At 72.3% G+C, this 21,756-nt stretch carries 22 protein-coding genes; 8 read left to right on the top strand and 14 right to left on the bottom strand.

What is annotated here, in order from left to right:
- The first annotated feature begins 47 nt into the window (after positions 1-47).
- Genes ACIBX3_RS38555 through ACIBX3_RS38545 form a run of 3 tightly spaced genes read left to right on the top strand, consistent with a single transcriptional unit; the run spans position 48 to position 3,871 of the window.
- Positions 48-209 (top strand): hypothetical protein, encoded by a 162-nt coding sequence (locus ACIBX3_RS38555; RefSeq protein ID WP_397125481.1) that lies wholly within the window; start codon positions 48-50, stop codon positions 207-209.
- 9 nt (positions 210-218) lie between these two features.
- On the top strand, positions 219-971 hold the full coding sequence (locus tag ACIBX3_RS38550; protein ID WP_397125480.1) for an HAD-IA family hydrolase: 753 nt from the start codon (positions 219-221) through the stop codon (positions 969-971).
- Positions 968-3,871 (top strand): pyridoxamine 5'-phosphate oxidase family protein, encoded by a 2,904-nt coding sequence (locus ACIBX3_RS38545; protein ID WP_397125479.1) that lies wholly within the window; start codon positions 968-970, stop codon positions 3,869-3,871. The genes ACIBX3_RS38550 and ACIBX3_RS38545 overlap by 4 nt, the downstream gene beginning before the upstream one ends.
- Positions 3,872-3,925: 54 nt before the next feature.
- Here the strand turns inward: ACIBX3_RS38545 and ACIBX3_RS38540 are convergent, their stop codons facing one another.
- The 4 genes from ACIBX3_RS38540 to ACIBX3_RS38525 form a co-directional block, all read right to left on the bottom strand.
- On the bottom strand, positions 3,926-5,056 hold the full coding sequence (locus ACIBX3_RS38540; protein ID WP_397125478.1) for an esterase-like activity of phytase family protein: 1,131 nt from the start codon (positions 5,054-5,056) through the stop codon (positions 3,926-3,928).
- Positions 5,057-5,227: 171 nt separating this feature from the next.
- Positions 5,228-5,851: a TetR/AcrR family transcriptional regulator C-terminal domain-containing protein gene (locus ACIBX3_RS38535; RefSeq protein ID WP_397125477.1), complete on the bottom strand. Its 624-nt coding sequence runs from the start codon at positions 5,849-5,851 to the stop codon at positions 5,228-5,230.
- A 144-nt stretch (positions 5,852-5,995) separates the two neighbouring features.
- A complete protein-coding gene (locus ACIBX3_RS38530) occupies positions 5,996-6,799 on the bottom strand; it encodes a putative protein N(5)-glutamine methyltransferase (RefSeq protein ID WP_397125476.1) in 804 nt (267 codons plus the stop codon).
- 25 nt (positions 6,800-6,824) lie between these two features.
- A complete protein-coding gene (locus tag ACIBX3_RS38525; protein WP_397125475.1) occupies positions 6,825-6,953 on the bottom strand; it encodes a hypothetical protein in 129 nt (42 codons plus the stop codon).
- A gap of 917 nt (positions 6,954-7,870) precedes the next feature.
- Between ACIBX3_RS38525 and ACIBX3_RS38520 the strand changes: the two genes are divergently transcribed.
- A complete protein-coding gene (locus tag ACIBX3_RS38520; protein WP_397125474.1) occupies positions 7,871-8,137 on the top strand; it encodes a zinc ribbon domain-containing protein in 267 nt (88 codons plus the stop codon).
- Positions 8,138-8,841: 704 nt separating this feature from the next.
- On the opposite strand, the gene ACIBX3_RS38515 is transcribed toward ACIBX3_RS38520, so the two are convergent.
- A complete protein-coding gene (locus ACIBX3_RS38515) occupies positions 8,842-9,144 on the bottom strand; it encodes a hypothetical protein (protein WP_397125473.1) in 303 nt (100 codons plus the stop codon).
- Positions 9,145-9,296: 152 nt separating this feature from the next.
- On the opposite strand from ACIBX3_RS38515, the gene clpX reads away from it, so the two are divergent.
- Complete coding sequence (clpX, locus tag ACIBX3_RS38510; RefSeq protein WP_397125472.1) at positions 9,297-10,535, top strand: ATP-dependent Clp protease ATP-binding subunit ClpX; 1,239 nt, start codon at positions 9,297-9,299, stop codon at positions 10,533-10,535.
- Here clpX and ACIBX3_RS38505 read toward each other — a convergent pair whose 3' ends face one another.
- The 6 genes from ACIBX3_RS38505 to ACIBX3_RS38480 all read right to left on the bottom strand — a co-directional run bounded on the left by ACIBX3_RS38505 (position 10,536) and on the right by ACIBX3_RS38480 (position 16,784).
- Positions 10,536-10,679, bottom strand: a complete 144-nt coding sequence (locus ACIBX3_RS38505) for a hypothetical protein (protein ID WP_397125471.1) — start codon at positions 10,677-10,679, stop codon at positions 10,536-10,538.
- Positions 10,680-10,783: 104 nt separating this feature from the next.
- Positions 10,784-11,326 (bottom strand): OmpA family protein, encoded by a 543-nt coding sequence (locus ACIBX3_RS38500; protein WP_397125470.1) that lies wholly within the window; start codon positions 11,324-11,326, stop codon positions 10,784-10,786.
- On the bottom strand, positions 11,323-11,904 hold the full coding sequence (locus ACIBX3_RS38495; protein WP_397125469.1) for a hypothetical protein: 582 nt from the start codon (positions 11,902-11,904) through the stop codon (positions 11,323-11,325). The genes ACIBX3_RS38500 and ACIBX3_RS38495 overlap by 4 nt, the downstream gene beginning before the upstream one ends.
- A gap of 356 nt (positions 11,905-12,260) precedes the next feature.
- Positions 12,261-14,018: an ABC transporter ATP-binding protein gene (locus tag ACIBX3_RS38490; protein ID WP_397125468.1), complete on the bottom strand. Its 1,758-nt coding sequence runs from the start codon at positions 14,016-14,018 to the stop codon at positions 12,261-12,263.
- Positions 14,015-15,748, bottom strand: coding sequence for an ABC transporter ATP-binding protein (locus ACIBX3_RS38485; protein WP_397125467.1), 1,734 nt, complete (start codon positions 15,746-15,748; stop codon positions 14,015-14,017). The genes ACIBX3_RS38490 and ACIBX3_RS38485 overlap by 4 nt, the downstream gene beginning before the upstream one ends.
- 127 nt (positions 15,749-15,875) lie before the next feature.
- Positions 15,876-16,784: an EamA family transporter gene (locus ACIBX3_RS38480; RefSeq protein ID WP_397125466.1), complete on the bottom strand. Its 909-nt coding sequence runs from the start codon at positions 16,782-16,784 to the stop codon at positions 15,876-15,878.
- Between the two features lie 77 nt (positions 16,785-16,861).
- Here ACIBX3_RS38480 and ACIBX3_RS38475 point away from each other — a divergent pair, with 77 nt between their 5' ends.
- The 3 genes from ACIBX3_RS38475 to ACIBX3_RS38465 all read left to right on the top strand — a co-directional run bounded on the left by ACIBX3_RS38475 (position 16,862) and on the right by ACIBX3_RS38465 (position 19,004).
- Positions 16,862-17,377, top strand: coding sequence for a MarR family winged helix-turn-helix transcriptional regulator (locus ACIBX3_RS38475; protein WP_397125465.1), 516 nt, complete (start codon positions 16,862-16,864; stop codon positions 17,375-17,377).
- A 71-nt stretch (positions 17,378-17,448) separates the two neighbouring features.
- On the top strand, positions 17,449-17,778 hold the full coding sequence (locus ACIBX3_RS38470) for a YciI family protein (RefSeq protein WP_397125464.1): 330 nt from the start codon (positions 17,449-17,451) through the stop codon (positions 17,776-17,778).
- A 2-nt stretch (positions 17,779-17,780) separates the two neighbouring features.
- On the top strand, positions 17,781-19,004 hold the full coding sequence (locus tag ACIBX3_RS38465) for an RNA polymerase sigma factor (protein WP_397125463.1): 1,224 nt from the start codon (positions 17,781-17,783) through the stop codon (positions 19,002-19,004).
- Between the two features lie 186 nt (positions 19,005-19,190).
- Here ACIBX3_RS38465 and ACIBX3_RS38460 read toward each other — a convergent pair whose 3' ends face one another.
- The 3 genes from ACIBX3_RS38460 to uppS are packed head-to-tail and all read right to left on the bottom strand — an operon-like array spanning position 19,191 to position 21,736.
- Positions 19,191-20,066 carry a pentapeptide repeat-containing protein gene (locus tag ACIBX3_RS38460; RefSeq protein ID WP_397125462.1) on the bottom strand — a complete coding sequence of 292 codons (876 nt, stop codon included), beginning with the start codon at positions 20,064-20,066 and terminating at the stop codon, positions 19,191-19,193.
- Positions 20,067-20,106: 40 nt separating this feature from the next.
- A complete protein-coding gene (locus ACIBX3_RS38455; RefSeq protein ID WP_397125461.1) occupies positions 20,107-20,919 on the bottom strand; it encodes a GNAT family N-acetyltransferase in 813 nt (270 codons plus the stop codon).
- Between the two features lie 40 nt (positions 20,920-20,959).
- Positions 20,960-21,736 carry a polyprenyl diphosphate synthase gene (gene uppS, locus ACIBX3_RS38450; protein ID WP_397125460.1) on the bottom strand — a complete coding sequence of 259 codons (777 nt, stop codon included), beginning with the start codon at positions 21,734-21,736 and terminating at the stop codon, positions 20,960-20,962.
- Positions 21,737-21,756 lie beyond the last annotated feature (20 nt).

Below are 21,756 nucleotides of genomic sequence, written 5' to 3'. Positions count from 1 at the left end.
CGCCGCGGAGTGGCCCGTACACCACCGTCTGCGGACTCGGCCGTGACGTGGCCGCCGCCATGCCCGCCTTCTTCCACCTGGCCGCCCAGCTCGCGTCGTCCGCGCCGCACGACTGCTCCAGCGTCCTGGAGCTGATCATCTGGCCGTACGTGGCCGTCACCGTGCGGGGAGTGATCGGATCCAGGGCTGGGGCGCGTTTGCGCGGGTAGCGTCCAGGCATGGCCACTTTCGACCTGACCAGGCTCCGCGCGGTCGTCTTCGACGCCGACGGCGTGGTCACCGACACGGCCCGCGTGCACGCGGCGGCGTGGAAGCACGTGTTCGACGCCTTCTTGCGGGGCCGCCGCTCGGCGCCGTTCGACATCCGCGGCGACTACCTGGCCCACGTGGACGGGCGGCCGCGGCTGGACGGGGTGCGGACGTTCCTGGCCTCGCGCGGCATCTCGCTGCCCGAGGGCGGGCCGGACGACGAGCCGGGCGCGGCCACCGTGTACGGGCTCGGACTGGCCAAGGACGCGTTGTTCGTGAAGGAGATCGAGCAGCACGGCGTGGCGGCGTTCCCCTCCACCGTGACGCTGCTGCACGAGCTGCGGCGGCGCGGCTGCCGCACGGCGGTGGTGTCGGCCAGCAGGCACTGCCGGGCGGTCGTGTCGTCGGCGGGGGTGCTGCACCTGTTCGACGTGCTGGTGGACGGAAACGACGCGGCGGAGCTGGGGTTGCCGGGCAAGCCGGATCCGGCGCTGTTCCTGGAGGCCGCGCGCCGCCTGGAGCTGCCCGCCGTTGAGGTGGCGGTCGTGGAGGACGCGCTGCCGGGCGTGGCGGCCGGGCGCAGGGGCGGGTTCGGGCTGCTGGTCGCGGTAGACCGGAGCGGGTCGCAGGCGGCGGCGATGCGGGCCGCCGGAGCGGACGCGGTCGTCGGCGACCTGGCGGACGCGAGCGTGGCGGGCCGCGTGCCCGTGGGGCGGGAATGAACGCCTGGACGCTCGTCTACGACGGCTTCGACCCGGTGAGGGAAGGGCTGCGCGAGGCGCTGTGCACGCTGGGCAACGGCAGGTTCGCCACGCGGGGCGCCACGCCGGACGGCGAGCTGCGCACGCCGGGCACGTACGTGGCCGGCTGCTACGACCGGCTCGACTCCGTCGTGGCCGGACGTACCGTGAGCAACGAGGACATCGTCAACCTGCCCGACTGGCTGCCGCTGACGTTCGCCACGCCCGGCTCCGGATGGTTCGCGCCCGAGCACGCCGAGCTGCTGGACTACCGCCACGAGCTCGACCTGCTCAACGGGGTGCTGATGCGGGAGCTGCGCTGGCGGGACCGGTCCGACCGGGTCACATCCGTACGCCAGCGCCGCCTGGTGTCCATGGCCGACCCCCATCTGGCGGCGATGGAGACGACGTTCACGACCGAGAACTGGTCGGGACCGCTGCGCGTGCGCGCCGTGCTCGACGGGCGGGTGGCCAACGAGGGGGTGGCACGCTACCGGGACCTCCGCGGCGACCACCTGACCGGCCACGACACCGGCACGCAGGACGACATCACGTGGTTGACCGCCGTCACCCGGTGCTCCCACATCACGATCGCGCTCGCCGGCCGCATCACCACTCCGCCGGCGCCGTGCGAGGTGCGCAGGGAGGCCGATCGCATCACCACCGAGCACGTGCTGGAGCTGGCCGAGGGCCGGCCGGTCACGTTCACGAAGACCGTGGCGCTGACCACCTCGCGCGACCACGCCGTCCACGACCCCCGCTCGGCGGCCCTGCGCCACGTGCGCCGCGCCCCGCGCTTCGAGGAGCTGCTGGCCCGGCACGCGGCCGCCTGGGGGCGGCTGTGGCGGCGCGCCCGGCTCGACGTGGACGGGCCCGAGCTGTCGCAGATGGTCCACCTGCACATCTTCCACCTGCTGCAGACCCTCTCCCCGCACACCGCCGACCTCGACGCCGGCGTGCCCGCCCGCGGTCTGCACGGCGAGGCGTACCGGGGGCACGTGTTCTGGGACGAGCTGTTCGTCCAGCCCTGGCTCGACCTGCGCTTCCCCGAGATCTCGCTGGGCCTGCTGCGCTATCGCTGGCGGCGGCTGCCCGAGGCCAGGGACGCGGCCAGGGAGGCCGGGTACGACGGCGCGATGTTCCCCTGGCAGAGCGGCAGCGACGGCCGCGAGGAGGCCCAGACCCTGCACCTCAACCCCATCTCGGGCCGCTGGCTGCCCGACCACTCCCACCTGCAGCGGCACGTCGGCCTGGCCATCGCCTACAACGTGTGGCAGCACTACCTGGCCACCGGCTCCATGCCGCCGTGGTGCGCCGAGCTGCTGATCGACATCGCCAGGTTCTTCGCCTCGATGGCGGTCCTCCACGGCGACCGGTACGAGATACGCGGCGTCATGGGCCCCGACGAGTACCACGAGGGCTACCCGGGCGCCACCCTGCCCGGCCTGGACAACAACGCCTACACCAACGTCATGACCGCCTGGCTGCTGATGCGCGCCCTCGAGACCGCCTGCCTGGTCCCCGACCAGGCGCCCGCGACGGCGGAGCTGGAGCGCTGGGACGCCGTTGGCCGCCGGCTGCGCGTCGACTTCCACGACGGCGTCATCAGCCAGTTCAGCGGGTACGGCGACCTGGAGGAGCTCGACTGGGACCGCTACCGCGGCGTGCGGCGGCTGGACCGGGCCCTGGAGGCTGGCGGCGACGACGTCAACCGGTACAAGGCGTCCAAGCAGGCCGACACGCTCATGCTGTTCTACCTGCTGACCGCCGAGGAGCTGGCCGCCGTCCTGGAGCGGCTCGGCTACCCGGCGGACCCCGATCTGGTCCCCCGGACGATCTCCTACTACCTGGAGCGCACCAGCCACGGCTCGACGCTGAGCGCGGTCGTGCACGCCTGGGTTTTGGCACGTTCCAACCGGGCGCGGTCGTGGCGCTTCTTCACCGAGGCCCTCTGCAGCGACGTCGAGGACGTCCAGGACGGCACCACCGCGGAGGGCATCCACCTCGGCGCCATGGGCGGCACGCTCGACCTCCTGCAGCGCTGCTACCTGGGCATGGAGCTGCGGCGGGACGGGCTGCGGCTGGATCCGCTGCTGCCCGGCCGGCTCGGGCTGCTGTCCATGCCGATCCGCTACCGCGGGCGGCAGGTCTTCATCGACGCCGAGAACCACGAGGCGCGCATCAACGGCACCGTGCGCCGTTTCTATAGACGAGGAGAATCGATCATGGCAGGAACCGGCGATCTCGGACGACGTATCATCCACCACCGCCGGCGCCTCGGGCTGACCCGCGAACAGGTCGCCGAGCGCGCCGACATGTCGCCGGGCTATCTCAAATATCTGGAGGAGAACCCGGACACGCCGGACACCGGCGCGCTCTACCGGCTGGCCGACGCCCTGCGGACGACGGTGGACGAGCTGCTCGGCGGCGGCCGGGAACGGCCGCCCGGGCACGGTCCGGCGATGGCCCATCCGACGCTGGAGGTGCTCGACGAGGAGGAGTGCCGGCGGCTGATCGAGCCGGGCGGGATCGGGCGTGTGGCGTTCAGCAGCTCGCACGGACCGACCGTGCTGCCGGTCAACTACAAGATGCACAAGGGCGCCATCGTCTTCCGCACCGCCACCGGCGGGCCCATGGACCAGGACCTGCGTACGGGCCTGGAGGGAGTCGACATCAAGATCGCCTTTGAGATCGACATGATCGACGAGGTCAACCGGGAAGGGTGGAGCGTCCTGGTGCAGGGGCCGGCCCACCATGTGCCGGAGGAGGAGGTCGAGGACGTGGCCGGCACCGGCGTCACCCCGTGGGCGGGCGGCACCCGCCAGCTCTACATCCGCATCGCCCCGCACCAGATCTCCGGCCGCCGCATCCACGGCCTGTGAGCGGCCTTCCCCGGGCCACGCCCGGGGAAGGCCGGCCGAGTCGCCGGCCTGCGCTCAGCGGCAGCCGGTGGCGCCGAACGCCAGGAACTGCGTCGCCTCCTCGTGGTGGAAGTTGTCGTCCGAGCCGATCACCAGCGTGCACTCACCGCTCGCCAGGCGCGGCCCCCAGGCCAGGCTCTCCAGGTTCTGCGTGGGCGGGAGCTCCGAGCTCAGGTCGCGGACCAGGCGCTTGGCCACCGGCCGGTACGGACTGCCGCCGGCCAGCGAACGCCGGTCCAGCACGTTGGTGGCGCCACGCAGGTCGATCTCGTACAGCCGCACCCGGTAGTTCACGCCCTCGATCCAGGACCGTTCGAGCGCCAGGTAGCGGAACTGGTCGATGGCCAGGATCTCCGACACCCCGGTGTCGGCCTCACCGGTGGGCGGGACGGGTGCGGCGGGGAGCGGTTCGAGGGGGTAGACGTACTGGCCGCGCAGGTGGCCCTGGCGGCTCCACACGGTCAGCCGGGCGGGCGCGCCGCGCTCCACCGTCGGCACCGGCCCGTCCTCGTGGCGCGGGCCCTCGGTCACGGCGGTGATCGTCCGGGGCGTGACGGTCAGCCCCTCGAAGCCGAAGTTGCGGCGCGGCCCGCGCTCGGTGTCCGTCAGCCGCAGGTTCCGCGGCAGCCGCAGCCGGCTCAGGTGCCGTCCCTGGAGGTCCATGACGCGCACGGCCGGCATGGAGATCGGGATGTCCGGGTTCCTGGCGTCCGGCCGGTCCCCCTCGTCGCCCCACAGCAGCCGGCCGCTCCACCGGTCGAACCTGATCGTCTCCGGATCGGCGGCGTCCGGGTTGCCGTATCCCGGGTACGGCGTGCCGTCGGCCCTGGCGAGCGTCGTCACCCCGGTCAGCCGCACCCGGTCGAACGCCCCTGACGTCCGGTCGAACTCCAGGCGGCCGGTGTAGAAGCGGGCCGGGTCGTAGCGCCACCGGTCGTCGGAGATGAAGTACCAGGTGCCGGTGCGCGGGTCGCGGTCGATCCCGGACAGGCCGCCCACGGTGGTGCCTTCGAAGCGCATCATGTGCGGGAGCCGCTGCTCTCCCAGGAACCGGGTGATCCGCACCGGATCCCGTCGTCCGGCCGCCGCCGGCATCGGCTGCGCGACATTCACCGCCGCCACCGCGAAAGCGATGGAAATCGCCATTATTCTCCGCGTACGAGCCATTTACTCCCCCACCATTGAAGGGCCGCCGACTGGACTGACGGAGAAATGTAATCGCGAATGCGAAAGGAAGTCCATGCAGGTGAAGCCCTGCAACCGGCGCACGCCGCGCCTCAAAAGGGGCGAATTTATATAATCGCGAAAATGTGCCGGTCAGAAATCGCGAAGCGTGCCGGCGATGCCGTCGAGAATGAGCCCCAGGCCGTGGGAGAACGCCTCGTCGCCGGCCGGGGCACCACCCTCGCGGACGCCGGCGACCGTGAGCGGGTACTCGGCGGCGTACGCGGCGAGGTCCGGAGCGTCGCCGGCCGCCCGGCGCTCGCGCCGCGCCTGCTCGTTCAGCACGAACCCGAGGGTGTAGTGGCTGAGCGAGGCGATCGCGTGCAGCCCCTGCCCGGGCGTGAACCCCAGGCCGGTCAGGATCTCGAGTTCGCTCTCGAAGGCCCGGGCCACCGTGGGCCCCGGGTCGCCGCCGGCGACCAGCCGCGCCCCGTCGCGATGGCTGAGCAGCATGCGCCGGTAGCGGTGCGCCCGGCGGGTGAGCCACTCGCGCCAGGTCTCCCCCTCACGCGGCCCGCCCATCTCGGGGGCGAGCAGCTCACGGGACATCTCGTCGAGCAGCTCCTGCTTGTTGCGGAAGTGCCAGTAGAGCGCGGGGTTCTGCACGCCCAGGCGGGCGGCCAGGCGGCGGACGGTCAGGCCGTCCAGCCCGGTCTCGTCGAGCAACTCCAGCGCGGCGCGGACGACGGTCTCGCGGGCCAGTCCCTTCTGTGCCATCGCCCGCCACCTTAACATCGCTAAGGTGGTGGCGCTTTCTTGCGTCGAATCGCCGCCCGGCCTCGGCCGGCGTGCGACGAGACCACGCCGATGTCCGTTTCACTGAGGTGAACACAGAGAACGAAGACGCTCCGCTCCGGGACCTCAGGTGGCCGTGGCGCGGGTGCCGATGACGGCGGTGGCGTCCAGGTCGTCGGAGCCGGTCGCGCGTGCCGCCAGGCCGGCCCGCTCGACGGCGCGGGCCGTCTCGGCCGCCTGGCGTTCGCTGGTCTCGATGAGCAGGTGGCCGCCGGGTGCGAGCCACTCCGGAGCTCCCGCTATCACTCGCCGTACGACGTCGAGCCCGTCCTCGCCGCCGTCGAGCGCCGCCAGCGGCTCGTACAGGCGGGCCTCGGGAGGCAGCAGCCCGACCGACGCGGACGGCACGTACGGCGGGCTGACGACGAGGAGGTCGATCCGGCCCTTGAGCGTGGCGGGGAGGGGCTCGTACAGGTCGCCCTCGTACACGTGGCCGCCCGGCAGGTTGCGGCGGGCGCAGCGGACGGCGGCGGGGTCGCGGTCGGCGGCGTGCAGCTCCACCCGGCGGGCCAGGCCGGCGGCCAGCGCGGCGCCCATCGCGCCCGTGCCGCAGCACAGGTCCAGGACGACCGGGGTCCCGGGCAGGTCGCGGGCCAGAGCGACGGCCTGCCCGATGAGGAACCCGGTACGGGGCCGCGGCACGAACACCCCGGGCTCCACCACCAGCCGCAGGCCGAGGAACTCGGCCCAGCCCAGCACATGTTCGAGCGGGCGGCCGGAGACCCGGCGCTCCACCATGGCGGCCAGCTCCTCCGGGGTGCGGGCGGTGGCGGCGATCAGCTCCGCCTCGTCCTCGGCGAACACGCAGCCGGCGGCCCGGAGCCTGGCGACGACGTCCGGTGCGGGGGTGGAGGACGAAAAGCGCGACATAGGTGTCTTTCCTACCAGAGCGTGGTCACATGCCGGCGGGCCGCCCCGGGTGGGCGGTCTTCGGGATGTCGCCGTGCAAGTGGAGCCCCGCGCCGGGGCCGGTGTCGATGGTGAGGTGCCGCCGATGGCGCCGAGGCGGTCGTTCATTGAACATGGCGCGGAGACCGGTCCTTAAGACTAGGACTCCACCCCCTTTTTCGAGGTACGCGATGGCGATCCGCCGCTCCACCGTCAAGCGGCAAGGCCTGCCGTCGGTACTGCAGTTGCGGCTCATGCCAACCCCTGCTCAGGCCGACGCCCTGGCAGCGGCGGTGCAGGTGTGCAACCAGGCGGCCACCATCGTCTCCCGACTGGCTTGGCGCAGCCGTACCTTCACCATCCTGGAGCTGCACCGGCTCGCCTACCACCCGGTCCGCGCGCAGGTGGCCGGGCTGGGCGCGCAGGCGGCCGTGCGGGCCATCGCCCGGGTCGCCGGTGCTTACGCCAACCGGCGAGCCACCAAGAGACGCGCCCATATCTTCCGCCCGCACGGCGCCATCCCCTACGACGCACGCCTGCTGACTTGGAACCGGGACGCTCGCACCGTGTCGCTGTGGACCCCCATGGGCCGCGTCACCGTGCCCTATGCGGGACGTCCAGAAGACTTCAAGGCTCTTGACACGCTGCCGATCGGCGAGGCCGACCTGATCTTCCGGCGCGGCGTGTGGCTGCTGCAGGTCACCATCATCCTGCAGAAACCGGAGGTGTGCGAGCCGGTCCACGGCTTCGTCGGAGTGGATCAAGGCGTGGCCAACCTGGCAGTCACCTCCGACGGTGTGGTGCTGCCGGGTTCCGCCCTCGCCGGGCCGATCGACCGCAACGCGCATGTCCGCACGTTGCGGAAGCGGAGGCATCGGCAACGCCGGCGGTTGCAGCAGAAGGGCACTCCTGCGGCGCGACGGGTGTTGCGCCGTCTGTCCGGGCGCCAGCACCGGATGATGACGGACGTCAACCACCAGATCTCGAAGTTCGTGGTGCGCGAAGCCGAACGCACCGGCCGCGGGATCGCCCTGGAAGATCTCCAGGGGATCCGTGGCCGGCACCCTCGTCGATCCCCGGTACACCTCGCAGGCCTGTCCGGAGTGCGGGTGCGTCAACAGGGCGAATCGTCCGGCGCGGGGCCGATTCGTCTGCACAGGGTGTGGCCTCGCTGGGCACGCCGATCACATCGCGGCCCGCAACATCGCCGCACGCGGCGTTGCGGGCTGGGCTGTCGTCAATCAGCCGCACGCTACCGGCCTCCCTTCAGCCAGACGGGACCGCGAGAGCAAACCACCGGCCTCAACCGGCGGTAGTTGACGTTGGTGATGCCGTGCCCGCCTTGGTCCTCCATGTGCCGGTGGCCTGCTCGTCGGCGTTCTGGAGAACCTCCAGGATGGAGAAGGTGTTGATCTCGAACTCCGGCGCGTGGCGATCGATGCCAGCGGCTCGAATCGTCGTCGGGTCCGGGCAGCGGCACACCTCGGTCCTTCAGGAGATATTCGCGCCAGCTGCAGCTTTGGGCGATCAGGGCCAGCAGACAGCTTGGATCGGGAAACTGCGAGAGGCGCCGATGATCCCGGCACCGTGCTTCGCGGAGAGAAGTGCCTCGATGCCCGCCCGCGCCTGGAGGTTGTCCTCCGCGATCACTATTCGCAGCGATGCCATCAACAAACCGTAGTCCCGCGCCCGTGGCGGCTTAACACGCTGATCGGGCTGCATGAGGCGGCGCAGGGGTGCGAAAGTCGCGGCGGTGCGAAAAGAACCGGGAACTCGGGCCTGCTACGCGTCCTCGGTGCGGCTTTCCCGCCATCTCAGTCGGGCGCAGTTCGTCACCGTGGAGATCGTCCGGCGTGGGGAGGTGCTGGGGGCGGGGACCTGGAGCGGCGATCCGGATACCGGGCGCCGGGTCGAACCGCTGGCCGGGTAGTCCCCGCCCTCGCCACCGCCGCCCGAGGCCCTTCGCCACCCCCTGCGCCGGCCGATCCCGTCCGGATCGGTGGTGCGCTCAGGTGGGCCGGTGTTCAGCAGCCGATGCGGACGTCGGCAGGGTCGGAGGTGCAGGTGTTGGTGCCGGAACCGGCGTTGAGGGTGTCGGCGATCGCCGTCCCGTCCTGGCCGAAGAGCCAGTCATCGTCGCCTCCGCCACCGCACAGCCGGTCGTTGTCCGGCCCGCCCCAGACGGCGGGGAGATCGCCGAGCATGGCCCGGATGGACGCGACACCCGCGCACCGCACGGTGGCGGGCCCCGTCTGAACGCATCCTGGTCCGGCGGCCAGGTTGTCGCCGGGGTCGGTGACCACCACCTCCGGCGGGGGTGGCCGCATGATGCCGTTCCCCTTCTGGATCCCCCGATGCCAAGCCGGCCTCTCTCGTCCCCCGCCGCCGGCGCCTGCCGGACAGCTTGGCCGCGTCCGGCGGCAGTAGATGCTGCTATCATCCAGATGATCTAATCATTCGAATCCGGGAGTGGCAGCAGGTGACCAGGCCGGGTAAGGGCGGCGAGCCGCATTGCTCGTTCTGCGGGAAGGGCCAGCGGGAGGTCCGCAAGCTCATCGCCGGCCCGCCGTCGGTCTTCATCTGCGATGAATGCGTGGTGTTGTGCACCGAGCTCGTCGCCGAGGAGGAGGTCCCGGCCGCCCGGGAGGTGACCGCCAGGCCGCGGGAGATCCACGCGTTCCTGGACCAGTACGTGATCGGCCAGGAGCAGGCCAAGCGGGCGCTGTCAGTGGCGGTCTACAACCACTACAAGCGCCTGCGCCCGCCCGCCGGCGGGGACGAGCCGATCGAGCTGGGCAAGTCCAACATCCTGCTGGTCGGGCCGACGGGCAGCGGCAAGACGCACCTGGTGCAGACGCTGGCCAGGATGCTGGACGTGCCGTTCGCCGTCGCCGACGCCACCGCGCTCACCGAGAGCGGGTACGTCGGCGAGGATGTCGAGAACATCCTGCTCAAGCTCATTCAGGCGGCCGGCCACGACGTCGCCAGGGCCGAGACCGGGATCGTCTACATCGACGAGATCGACAAGATCGCCCGCAAGGGCGAGAACCCGTCGATCACCCGTGACGTGTCGGGCGAGGGCGTCCAGCAGGCGCTGCTGAAGATCTTGGAGGGCACGGTCGCGAACGTCCCGCCGCAGGGCGGCCGCAAGCACCCGCACCAGGACCTCATCCCGATCGACACGACGAACGTGCTGTTCATCGCCGGGGGCGCGTTCGCCGGCCTGGAGCGGATCGTCGAGGCGCGGGCGGTCCGCCGGGCCTCGGGATTCGGGTCCGCGCCGCCGGCCGCGGCCGGCGAGGACCTGCTGGCCCGGGTGATGCCGCAGGATCTGGTCGCGTACGGGCTGATCCCCGAGCTGACCGGCCGGCTGCCCGTGGTGACGACCTTGCGGCCGCTGGATCGCACGGCGCTGGCGCGGATGCTCACCGAGCCGCGCAACGCGCTGATCAAGCAGTACCGCAAGCTGTTCGAGCTGGACGGCGTCGAGCTCGAGTTCACGGAGGACGCGGTGGCGGCCGTCGCCGAGCAGGCGCTGCTGCGCCGCACCGGCGCCAGGGCCGCCCGCGCCGTCCTGGAGGAGGTGCTCCTCAACGTGATGTACGAGGTCCCGAGCCGGGACGACGTGGCCCGCGTCGTGATCACCCGCGACACGGTGCTGGACAACGTCAACCCGGCCCTGATCCCCCGCGGCCGGCGCCCGCGCAGGTCCGCGTAGTCAGCCGACGTGCCTGCTGAGGAAGCCGAGCTGGTGCAGGGGCGGCCCCTCGAAGATCGCGGGGTCGGACGCCGGCGAGTGCGCGGGCAGGCCGCCCACACCCACGGACCGCGGGGCCGGGCCGTTCCCGGGCATGCCGATCATGCGTGTTCCTCTCTGCCGATCAGAAGGCGCGGCGAAAGGCTGCCACGGCAGCACGCGCGCAGGTGGTGACGGGGGCCGGCGGCTCCACCCCCGATGAGCCCGTTTCAGCCGTCGAAGCTGATCACCACGCGGCGGTTCTTGGCGCGGCCCGCGGGGTTGTCCGCGCCGCCCTCGCTGTTCGGGGCGACGGGGCCGGCCTCGCCGTGGCCGGCCGCGACGATGCGCGGCGTGCCGCCGAGGACCCGGTCCAGCTCCCGCTTGACGTTCGCGGCGCGGCGCCTGGACAGGTCCAGGTTGTAGGCGGCCGTGCCCTTGGCGTCGGTGTGGCCCTCGACGCGGACCGCGCCGGTGGCCGTACGGAGCCGGGCGGCGATCCCCGCCAGGTGGCGGGCGGCGACGGGCGTGAGTGTGTCCGCGTCGAACGCGAACAGCACGTCGGAGGAGATCGTGATCCTGGTCCGGCCGCCGTCGCCCGTCTCCGTCCGCAACGGCTCGATCGTGAGCGTGAGGTCGAGCACGGCCCGCCGGATGTTCTCGTCGGGCACGTCCGGCGCCGGCGTGGGCCCGGCCAGCGCGGCGGCCAGGACGGGCAGCGCGGCCACGGCACGGACGATCACGGCACGGGCGATCACGGCACGGGCGATCACGACGTCACCGGCACGTCGCGGAACGGCGGCTCGCTGCCGACGCTGACGTCCAGCTTGGTCACGCCGGCCTCCGGCGCCGGGAAGGTGTAGGTCCGGACGCTGGCCTCGCCGATCTTGATGATCCAGTACGGCGGCTGCAGCGGCCGGTTCTCCGAGTCCCGCACGATCAGGTACCGCTTGAGCCGGACGTTGTCGACCAGTGTGATCGCCGCGGGTCCGGCGCCGGTGAACGCCTCGACCGACACGTACGACTCGCCCTCGGAGTGCGGCGTGATCGACAGGACCAGGTCGAGCAGCTTGCCGCGCCGCTTGAGCGCCAGCACCTCGACCTCCGCGCTCCGCTTCCCGCCGGCGTTGAACGTCGCGCGGGCCAGGGGCTCCGGCCCCGGCCGCGGATCCCGCGCGGCGGGCTCCCGCGCCGGCGCGGGAGAAGCGGGCGAGGCGGGGCCGGCCGGCGAGGCGGGGGCCGCCGTGGCCGCCGGTGGCGGGGCGCCGGTGCGGTCGCTGCCGGGGAGCGAGCATCCCGACACCGCGAGCGGCAGCGCGACTGCCGCGACGATCCACGCACGAATACGCATGACACCCTCCGAACCCGCTGGTCGGCCCGGCACCACGGTAGGCGGGGATCCGCCCGGCGTTCGATGGACGAATAACGGCCGCGAACGCGTACTTTTCCCTTGGACGACTTTTCCCCGGGAGCATGGAACCGGCGGGCATGGCCGGGCGGTCCAAGTCATGGGCGACGTTCACACCGGTTGGCAACCCGCCCGCGGGTTCTCCGCGGTGCCGCTGGAGCCGGATGACGCCGCAGACGGCCCTTCCCGTCCGCAGGCGCGGGCTGGACGTCGCCCCCACCAAGGCCGCCTCCCCCAGGCGGCGGTGACCTGGCTGAACAGGGCGACGCCGGCGAGCCGGCCGAAGAGTCGGGGGTTGCTCACTCGTAGGCGGATGCTTGGAGGTCGTACAAGCGGGCGTAGCGGCCGGCGAGGTCGATGAGCTCGGTGTGCGTGCCGCGCTCGATGATTCGCCCGCCGTCGAGCACGACGATCAGGTCGGCCATCCGGATGGTGGCGAAGCGGTGCGAGACCAGCAGGGTGATCCCGCCGGTGGCGTTCTGCCACTCTTGGGCCGCCTCCGCGTACCGCTGATAGACCTCGTACTCGCTGGCCGCGTCCAGCGCGGCTGTCGGCTCGTCGAGCACGGCGAGCAGCGGCGTGGACCGCATGAACGCCCGCGACAGGGCGATCTTCTGCCATTGGCCGCCGGAGAGTTCGACGCCGTCTCCGAGGGCCTTGCCGAGCCGAGTCTGTTCGCCCTCCGGCAGGCGGGCGAAGACCTGGGCGGCGCCGCCCTTCTCGGCGGCCTGCGCGATCTCGTGCATCCTGGGCAGGTCGCCCACGCCGACGGCCTCGCGGGCCAGGAACGGGAACCGGCTGAAGTCCTGGAACGCCGAGGTCACGCGTTCCCGCCAGCCGGCGGGATCCATCTCGGTGAGGGGTGTCCCGTCCACGGTGATGGTTCCGCCGGTCGGACGGTGGAACCCGCACAGCAGCTTGACCAGCGTCGTCTTCCCGCTGCCGTGGTCGCCGACCAGCGCCACCGTGGCACCGGACGGGAGATGCAGGTCGATGCCGCGCAGCACGGGCGGCCCGCCGTAGGAGAAATCCACGCCGGACAGGGTGATGCCCTCGCGGAGCCGGTCGGGCGGGGAGAGCGTCCCGCTGATGCTCGCTTCGAACAGGTTCCGCAGCCAGAGATAGTGCCCGGCCATGGCCAGGGCCCGGGCGGAGCGGGTGATCGCGTTGGCGAGCAGGTCGAGCTGGCCCCTGATCTGGCCGCCGAGCGTGGCCACCAGCAGCAGCGCCCCTGGACTGACCGCGCCGGAGAGGGCCAGCTGGACGGTGAGGAACAGCGCCCCGAGGAAGGCTGCCACGAAGATGAGGGAGCCGATCAGGGTGAGGCCGCCGACGGCGAGCGTGCTCCGCCAGAGGATCGCGGTCCGCTCCTCGCGCAGGCGGCGCGCGATTGCGGCGGCGTGGGCGCCGGAGGAGCCGAGCCGGAGCTCCTTGGCCGAGTTCGCCTCGGTGATCATCGTGAAGAGGTGCTGTTCGGCCCGGTTGCGCTCGGCGGTCTCGGCCCTGGCCCCCTCTGTCCTGCGCGCAGTGGTCCGGGTGAACAGGATCGACGGCACCGCGAACAGCGGCAGCGCGAGCAGCACGGGATGGACCCTGGCCAGCAGGATCGTGGTGATGACCAGCCAGAGCCCGCTCTGCACCACGCTCAGGACGGACATCCCGGTGGTGATGGTCCGCCCGCCGAGCCCGCGGATCTGCTCGATCCGGCGGAGCGACTCGGTGTCCTCCAGGTGCGCGGTGGTCGGCAGGGTCGCGCACCAGCGTATGATCCGCCGGTCCAGTACGGTGCCGACCTCGCCGCCCAGCAGGCCGCTCTGCACCTGCATGACGCGACTGCCGGCCAGGACGAAGGCACCCGCTGTCGCCGCGCAGAGCGCCCCGCCGATGAGCAGCGGCCGGGACCCGGTGAGCACACCGTCCACGACCCATTGCAGGCCGAGGGCGGTCAACCCGGGGGTGATCGCGCCCAGCGGGGTAAGGATGAGCAGCAGCCATGTGCGTCCCGGTGCGTGGCGCAGGCACTCGGTCAGCAGGGTACGGATCTCGGCGACCCTCATGCGCTCTCCTTGAACTGCTGGGCCTGGAGGCGGAACATGCGCGCGTATTCCCCGCCGGCGGCGAGCAGCTCGTCGTGGGTCCCGTCTTCGGTGATCCGCCCGCCGGACAGGACGACGATCCGGTCGGCCTTCCGCACGGTGGAGAATCGGTGGGAGATCAGGACGACGGTCGCCTGTCCGCGCACCTGGCGGATGCGGTCGAAGGCCTCCAGCTCGGCCTCGATGTCCAGGTTGGCGGTCGGCTCGTCCAGCACGAGCAGCCGCGCCCCGCCGGCGGCCGCCAGGGCCGCCCGGGCCAGCGCTATCTTCTGCCACTGGCCACCGGACAGGTCGCCACCGTCGGCGTACTTGGGCGAGAGCACCGTCTCCCACCCCTTGGCCAGCTTTTCGATCAGCTTGGTCGCGTCCACCGCGGAGGCCGCCGCCTCGACCTGCTCCCGCGTCGCGTCCGGCGCGGCGATCCTGATGTTCTCGTACGCGCTCAGCTCGTACCGGTTGAAGTCCTGGTAGACCGCGTACGCCGCGGGCTCGGTGACCACCGTGCCGCTCCGCGGACGGTACTGGCCGGTGAGGAGCTTGGCCAGGGTCGTCTTCCCCGCCCCGTTCACGCCCACGACCGCGATCACCTCGCCGGGCCGGAGGGTCAGCGTCACGCCCTTCAGAACGCGGACCTCCCCGTACCGGAAGTCCACGTCCCGAAGGGTGATCTCTCCGGCGCCGTCCGGTCCGGGCGGCGGCTCCAGGCCGGGGGCGAGCGCGCGGATCCGGGTGACCGCATCCACGGCGGGCATCGCGACCTCGTCCATGTCCTCGCCCTGGCTCGACATGGTGATGACGAACATGGCGGAGACCGCGCCGATCGTCGCGGCGATCCGGCCGACCGATACCTCACCGGAGGTGGCCACCGCCACGTACACCACCGACGCGGTCGCCGCCCACCCGAGGAAGACCGACATCTCGCGCCGGAGCAGGGCCACCCTCGACTCGACGACCCGCCGCACGGCGTCGGCGATGTTCTCGTCCGCGTGCTTCTCCAGCCAGCCGGTCAGCCCGAAGATCCGGACCTCCTTGGCGTCCCGGCTGTCGGACATCATCGCGGCCCACGCGCGTCCGCGCATCGCGGCCGGCATGGTGCCCGACACCACTCTGAGGAACTCCCGCCACATGCCGGATCGGTAGCGGCCCAGCAGCAGCGCCACCGCGGCCGTCGCCGGGCCCCACCACCACACCACGGAGGAGAGCACCAGCATCGCCGTCACCAGCCCGGCCATGGTCAGCCCGGCACGGAAGCGGCCCACCGCCGCCGCCCCGATGCCCTCGTCGGTCCAGGTCAGCAGCGGCGAACGCATGGTCGTCAGCTCATCCTGGACGGCGACGTCCTCCACCCGATCCAGGGTCGGCAGCGCCCGGACCCGGGAGATCAGCTCCTCGCGAACCGCGGCGTCGATCCGCTGTCCCACCCGCTCGGCCATCGGCCGGCTCATCGAGCGGAGCACATTACCGGTGACCAGCAGCGCGCCGAGCAGTGCCAGCGTCGTCCCGATGCCGCTCGCGGCGGCGTCCTGCCGAGCTGCGCCCTGCGCCAGGCGGCCCACCAGCTCACCGGTTACCAGAGCCACCGCAGTCGGCTCCACCAGGAGAAACAACTCGATCAGGGAGAGGGCCGCCAGCCACGGCCAGCCTGCCAGCATGAGAAAACCCAGGAGTCGCCGCTTGGGAGATAAGATCACAAAACCGCACTTTATCGACGACGTCGACGTACTCCTCCGAGACCTCGCTTCGACGCGCGCCTGTGTGCAGCCCTGTGACGATGCCGGGTGAGCATCTGGAGGACGAGGTCGCTGTCGACGATACGCGTCAGGATTCCTTGCCGATCAGTACGCGGGGCGCCACCGCCGGCAGGGGCCGGGTGCGGCGGGGCTGGACCTGGGCGGCCACGAGGGCGGCCAGCACGATGGCCGCGCCGAGCACCTGGGCCGCGGTGAGCCGCTGGCCGAGCACGATCCAGCCGAGCACCGTGGCCACCACGGGGCTGAGCAGGCCCAGGAACGTGACCTTGGTCGCCGACAGCTCCCGCAGCCCCCTGAACCACAGCGCGTACGCGACGGCCGCCCCGATGAGCGTGAGGTAGGCGTACCCGGCGAGGTTGGCGGCGGTCAGCGTGGCCGGCGGCGGCCCTTCGACGGCGAGCGCCACAGGGAGCAGCACCAGTCCGCCGGCCACGAGTTGCCAGCCGGTGGTGGCCAACAGCGGGGCGGGCGACCGCCACCGCTTGCTCAGCACCACCCCGACGGCCATGACGGCGGCCCCGCCGAGCGCGGCCGCGACCCCGAGGGCGTCCAGCCGCGCGTCGGCCCGCAGGACGAGCAGCCCGACCCCGGCCACGCCCGCCACGGCGGCGACCACGGTGCGCGGGGTCAGCCGCTCGTGCAGCAGCCCGGCCGACAGCATCGCGACCAGCAGGGGCTGGATGGCGCCGACGGTCGCGGCCACCCCTCCGGGCAGCCGGTACGCGCCCACGAACAGCAACGCGAAGAACACCCCGATGTTGAGCGTCCCGAGCACCAGCGCACGCCACCACCAGATGCCCCGGGGCATGCGGCGGGTGATGGCGACGAGCAGGATCCCGGCGGGCAGGGCGCGTACCACCGCGGCCAGCAAGGGGCGGCCGGGCGGCAGGAACTCGGTGGTGACGAGGTAGGTGGTCCCCCAGATGGCGGGGGTCAGCGCGGTCAGCAGGACGATTCCCCGTCGGTTACTTAGCACTAAGACAAAGTATCTCAGCACTAAGCGACTTGGCCAGATGATTTACCTCACCGCTAAGACATCGATAGGGTGGAGCCGTGGCAGATCACGTCGACCTGGTGCTCGAACAGTGGCACGCGCAGCGCCCTGACCTGGATGTTTCCCCGATGGCCGTGATCGGGCGGCTGTCGCGGCTCTCGCGGCTGATCGATGCCGAGCTGCGGCGTACGTTCGCCGCGCACGGGCTCGACGCGGCCTCCTTCGACGTGCTCGCCACGCTGCGCCGCAGCGACCCGCCGCACCGGCTGACGCCCGCCGGGCTGATGCGGGCGTCCATGGTCACCTCGGGCGCGATCACGCAGCGGCTCGACCGGCTGGAGGAGCGCGGGCTGGTGACGCGTACGCCGAGCGAGTCGGACGGGCGCGGCGTCCAGGTGACGCTCACCGACGAGGGGTTCGCGCTGATCGAGCGCGTGCTGCCCGACCACGTCGCGACCGAGCACCGCGTCCTGGCCACGCTCGGCATGGAGCGGCGCGAGGAGCTCGCCGGCACCCTGCGCGACCTGCTGGAGTCGCTCGGCGACGCCACGGACCTGCCGTCCCGCCTCCTTTGATGAGAGTGTGTCCGGATCCCGGGAGCCCGTTCGTCATCCTGATGACAGCACGACACCGAGGAGCGGTTGACATGAAGTACATGATGTTCGTCTGCAGCGACGCCCAGCCGGACCCGGGCTCCACCGGCGACGAGGACATCGAGAAGTGGGTGGCCGACAACGACTCGCGCGGCCGGCGGCTGGACGGCTACGTGCTGGCGCCCGTGTCGTCGGCCACGACGGTCCGCGTCCGCGCCGGCGAGCTGCTGGTCTCCGACGGCCCGTTCGCCGAGACCAGGGAGGTGATCGTGGGCTACGACATCCTCGAGTGCGCCGATCTCGACGAGGCGATCGACGTGGCGCGGGCGCACCCGATGGCCCGGCACGGGCGGCTGGAGCTGCGGCCGTTCGCCGACCTGTGACGATGGGGCCACGTCCCGCCGCGACGGCCGAGGCCGTCGCGGCGGCCGCCGCGGACTCGTACACGCGCATCGTCGCCACCCTCATCCGCGTCACGGGCGACTGGACGCTCGCCGAGGACAGCGCTCAAGAGGCGCTGGCGCTCGCCCTGGAGAAGTGGCATCGGGACGGCGTGCCGGCCAATCCCGGCGGCTGGCTCATGACCGTGGCCCGCAACCGCGCCACCGACGTGCTGCGCCGCGCGTCCGTCGAGCGCCGCAAACTGCAAGAGCTGGCAGAGCTCACGCCTGCCGCCCCGCCACCGCATCCCGAGGAGGAGGTCGTGGACGACCGCCTGCGGCTGATCTTCACGTGCTGCCACCCGGCACTCGCCCTGGAGGCGCGGGTGGCGCTCACGCTCAGGACCGTTTGCGGGGTGCCGGCCGCCGACATCGCGCGCGCCTTCCTGGTCTCCCATGCGACCATGACGCGGCGGCTGACCCGGGCCAAGTCGAAGATCGCGGACGCGCGGATCCCGTACGCCGTCCCGCGCGGCCCGGCGCTGGCCGAGCGGCTCCCCGGCGTGCTCGGGGTGCTGTACGTGTTGTTCACCCGCGGCTACGTCGCCGACGGCGAGCCGGCCTTCGCCGAGGAGGCGGTCCGGCTGGCCCGCCTGCTCCACGAGCTGCTTCCCGGCCAGGACGAGGTCGCCGGCCTGCTGGCGCTGCTGCTGTTCCAGCACTCCCGGCGCGACGCCCGCCGGGACGGCCGCGGCGATCTCCTCAGGCTCGACCGGCAGGACCGCGGCCGCTGGGACCGCGCGGCGATCCGCGAAGGCCTGGAAACGCTGGCGGCGGCCCGATCCGACGGCCCCTATGTCCTGCAGGCCCGGATCGCGGCCTGTCACGCCACCGCGCCGGCCGCCGACGCCACGGACTGGCGGGCCATCGCCGGGTGGTACGACGAGCTCCTCCAGATCCATCCCTCACCGGTGATCGCCCTCAACCGCGCCGTGGCCCACGGTTACGCGTACGGACCGTCGGCCGGGCTGGCGCTGCTCGATCAGGCACTCGCCACCGGCGCGTTGGAGCACTACCCGCTCGCCGTCGCGGCACAGGCCGACCTCACGGCCCGCCTCGGCCACCGTGGCGGCGCCGCCGCGCTGTTCCGGCAGGCCGCCGCCCTCCTTCCCGCCGGATCGGAGCGGCGGGCTCTGCTCGAACGCGCCGAGGACCTCGAATTCACATGAGGTCGCAGGGCAGGCCCCAGCTCGAACAGGTGCCGCCGAGCTTTGTGAACCAGAGTTCGGCGCAGACCTCGGTACCGCGGGGAGAGGGCCGATTCGCCTTGGCGTGGTGAACTCCGCCCCGGTGGACGTGCCGGCCCACAGCCCCAGGCGATCAAGCGGACATTCCCCGGACACATATGTCCGGCATCATCGATTGGCGCGACGGCCTCTGCCACGGGCTCCGCGCCCGGGCTTGGGCTCGCGGCGGGTCTCCGCCCAGTGCGAAGGGCGGGTGAGGGTGGGCGGGATGCGGGTGTCGGCATCGCCCTTGGTGGCGTTGAGCTGGGCCTGGGTGAGGAAGATGACGCCGGTGAGGTCGGCGCCCGCCAGGTCCGCGCCCCGCAGGTCCGCCCCGATCAGGTCGGCCTGCCGCAGGTCGGCGCCCCGCAGGTCGGCGCCGATCAGGTACGCGCCCCGCAGGTTCGCCCCGCGCAGGCCGGCGCCCCTGAGCCGGGCCCCGATGAGGTCGGCTCCCCTGCGGTCCTTGCCCCGGTGAACGGCTCTGACCAGCTCGCTCGTCCGCAGCAGCAGCGTGTTGACCTCGGCCCGGTGCGCCGCCACGTCGAGCTTCTCCAGCACGTCGGCGCTCTCGCGGGTGAGCCGCCCGGTCTCGTCGAGGGCCTGCCGCAGCTCGGCGTGGATCGGCCGGGCGGGCTCCAGGGTCAGCGCCTCGGCGAGGTACCACAGCAGCTCGTGCAGTTGCCGCATGACCGGGAACACCGCGTACATCTGCCGGGCCGTCTCCGGCGCCTGCCGCCAGCTCCGGCCCTCGAACGTGACCTGCGAGACCTTCTGCCCGGCCCCGAAGCAGTCGAACACCGTGCAGCCGGGGTAGCCGCTTTGCCGCAGCCGCTCGTGGATGGAGCAGCGGAAGTCGTCGCGCAGGTTGCGGCAGGGGTCGCCGGTAGCCTTGTCGGCGGCGAAGTCGGCCGAGGCCGAGAACGGCAGCGCGACGCAGCACAGCCCGAAGCAGTTGTCACAGTCGGCCAGCAGGCCGAGCTGGCGCGGGTCGGTTCCGGGCAACGTGCGGATCTCCTCGATGGTGGCGGCAGATCAAGGATACTCAAGGACGCGTGTACGGCGTCGTCGTGGTGAGCGCCGCGAACCCGAGCCGCGCCAGGATGGGCCGGCTCTGGCTGGAGGCGTCGACCTGCAGGTAGTCGTAGCCGCGTGCGGCCGCGACGCGGGCGCGGCAGGCGACCAGCGCCCGGTAGACGCCGCGCCCGCGCCACTCCGGGACGGTGCCGCCGCCCCAAAGACTGGCGAACCGGGTGCCCGGGTGCAGGTCCATGCGGGCGGCGCTGATCGGCACGTCGCCTGCCATGGCGACGACGGCCACGACGGTGCCGGTGGCGAGCTGGGCGCGCAGGCGCTCCCTGATCCGGTCACGGGTGGCCCCGAAGGCACGCTCGTGCACGTCGGCCACCAGTTCCACGCCGCTCTGGTCGATCACCGGTGCCAACCGCACGCCCTCGGGCAACCCCGCGCCGGCACGCGGATCGGCGACCGGGTCGCCGGTGACGGGCGCGGCGTCCCCGATGACGTGGGCGGTTTCGGCGACCATGACCGTCTCGGCCGGCTCAGGCGTGAAACCGGCCGCCAGGAGCCTGCGGTCGAGGTCGGCGGGCAGGTCGTGGGCGTAGAGCTTCCACTCGAACGACCTTCCGATCGCCTCGAAGAAGCGCACCTGCTCGGCGATCGCCGCGTCCGCCGTGCCGTCGTCGAGGTCCGACCACAGGACGCCGTTCCAGCCCTGCTCGGGGCCGACGTGCCGCACGACGCCGCCCGCCCGCTCCACCTCGGCGTCGGGCCCGTCGGGCAGGGCCTCGCGCCGCAACTGCCGGTCGAACTCGCGCAACACCTCGTTGACATCCATCCGGCCACCCCAGCACCCCGGCGCCGGGCACGGCAACCGGTTAACCGCCGAAGCGCCGCTGCCGGGCGGCGAAGCTGCGCAGCGCGCGCAGGAAGTCGATCTCGCGGAACGCCGGCCAGTACGCCTCGCAGAAGTACAGCTCGGAGTAGGCCGACTGCCACAGCAGGAAGTTGGACATGCGTTGTTCGCCGCTGGTGCGGATCACCAGGTCGGGGTCCGGCTGCCCGGCGGTGTAGAGGTGCCTGGCGATGTCGTCCACGGTCAGGGTCGCGGCCAGGTCCACCATGGACTGGCCGGCCTCGGCCCGTTCGTACAGCAGCTCGCGCAGGGCGTCGATGACCTCCTGGCGGCCGCCGTACCCGATGGCCAGCGTGAGGTGGAAGCCGGTCTCGCAGGTGCGGGTGGCCTCGACGGCGCTCTTGAGCGCGCGGGCGGTGGTGTCGGGCAGGATGTCGAGCAGGCCGGCGACGTGGACGCGCCAGCGGGCGTCCGGCCGGTCGAGCCGGTCGGCGACCATCCGCTCGATCACCCGCAGCAGGAACGCGACCTCCTCGTCACCGCGGCGCTGGAGGTTCTCCGTCGAGCAGAGGAACACGGTCAGGTGCTCGATGCCCAGGCCCTCGCACCAGGACTGCACGTCCTGGATGTGCTCGGCGCCGTACTGGTGGCCGATGCTGGGATTGGCCATGCCCATCTGCCTGGCCCAGCGCCGGTTGCCGTCCATGATGAGGCCGACGTGCTTCGGCAGCGGGCCCGCCGTGACCTGGCGGCGCAGGCGGCGGGCGTACAGGGCGTGGAGAAGATCGGTTGTGCGCACCACTCTAGGATGGCGCGCCC

Source organism: Nonomuraea sp. NPDC049480 (assembly GCF_044465905.1).
Taxonomy (GTDB): Bacteria; Actinomycetota; Actinomycetes; order Streptosporangiales; family Streptosporangiaceae; genus Nonomuraea.
This window is presented reverse-complemented; position numbering and strand designations above follow the sequence as displayed.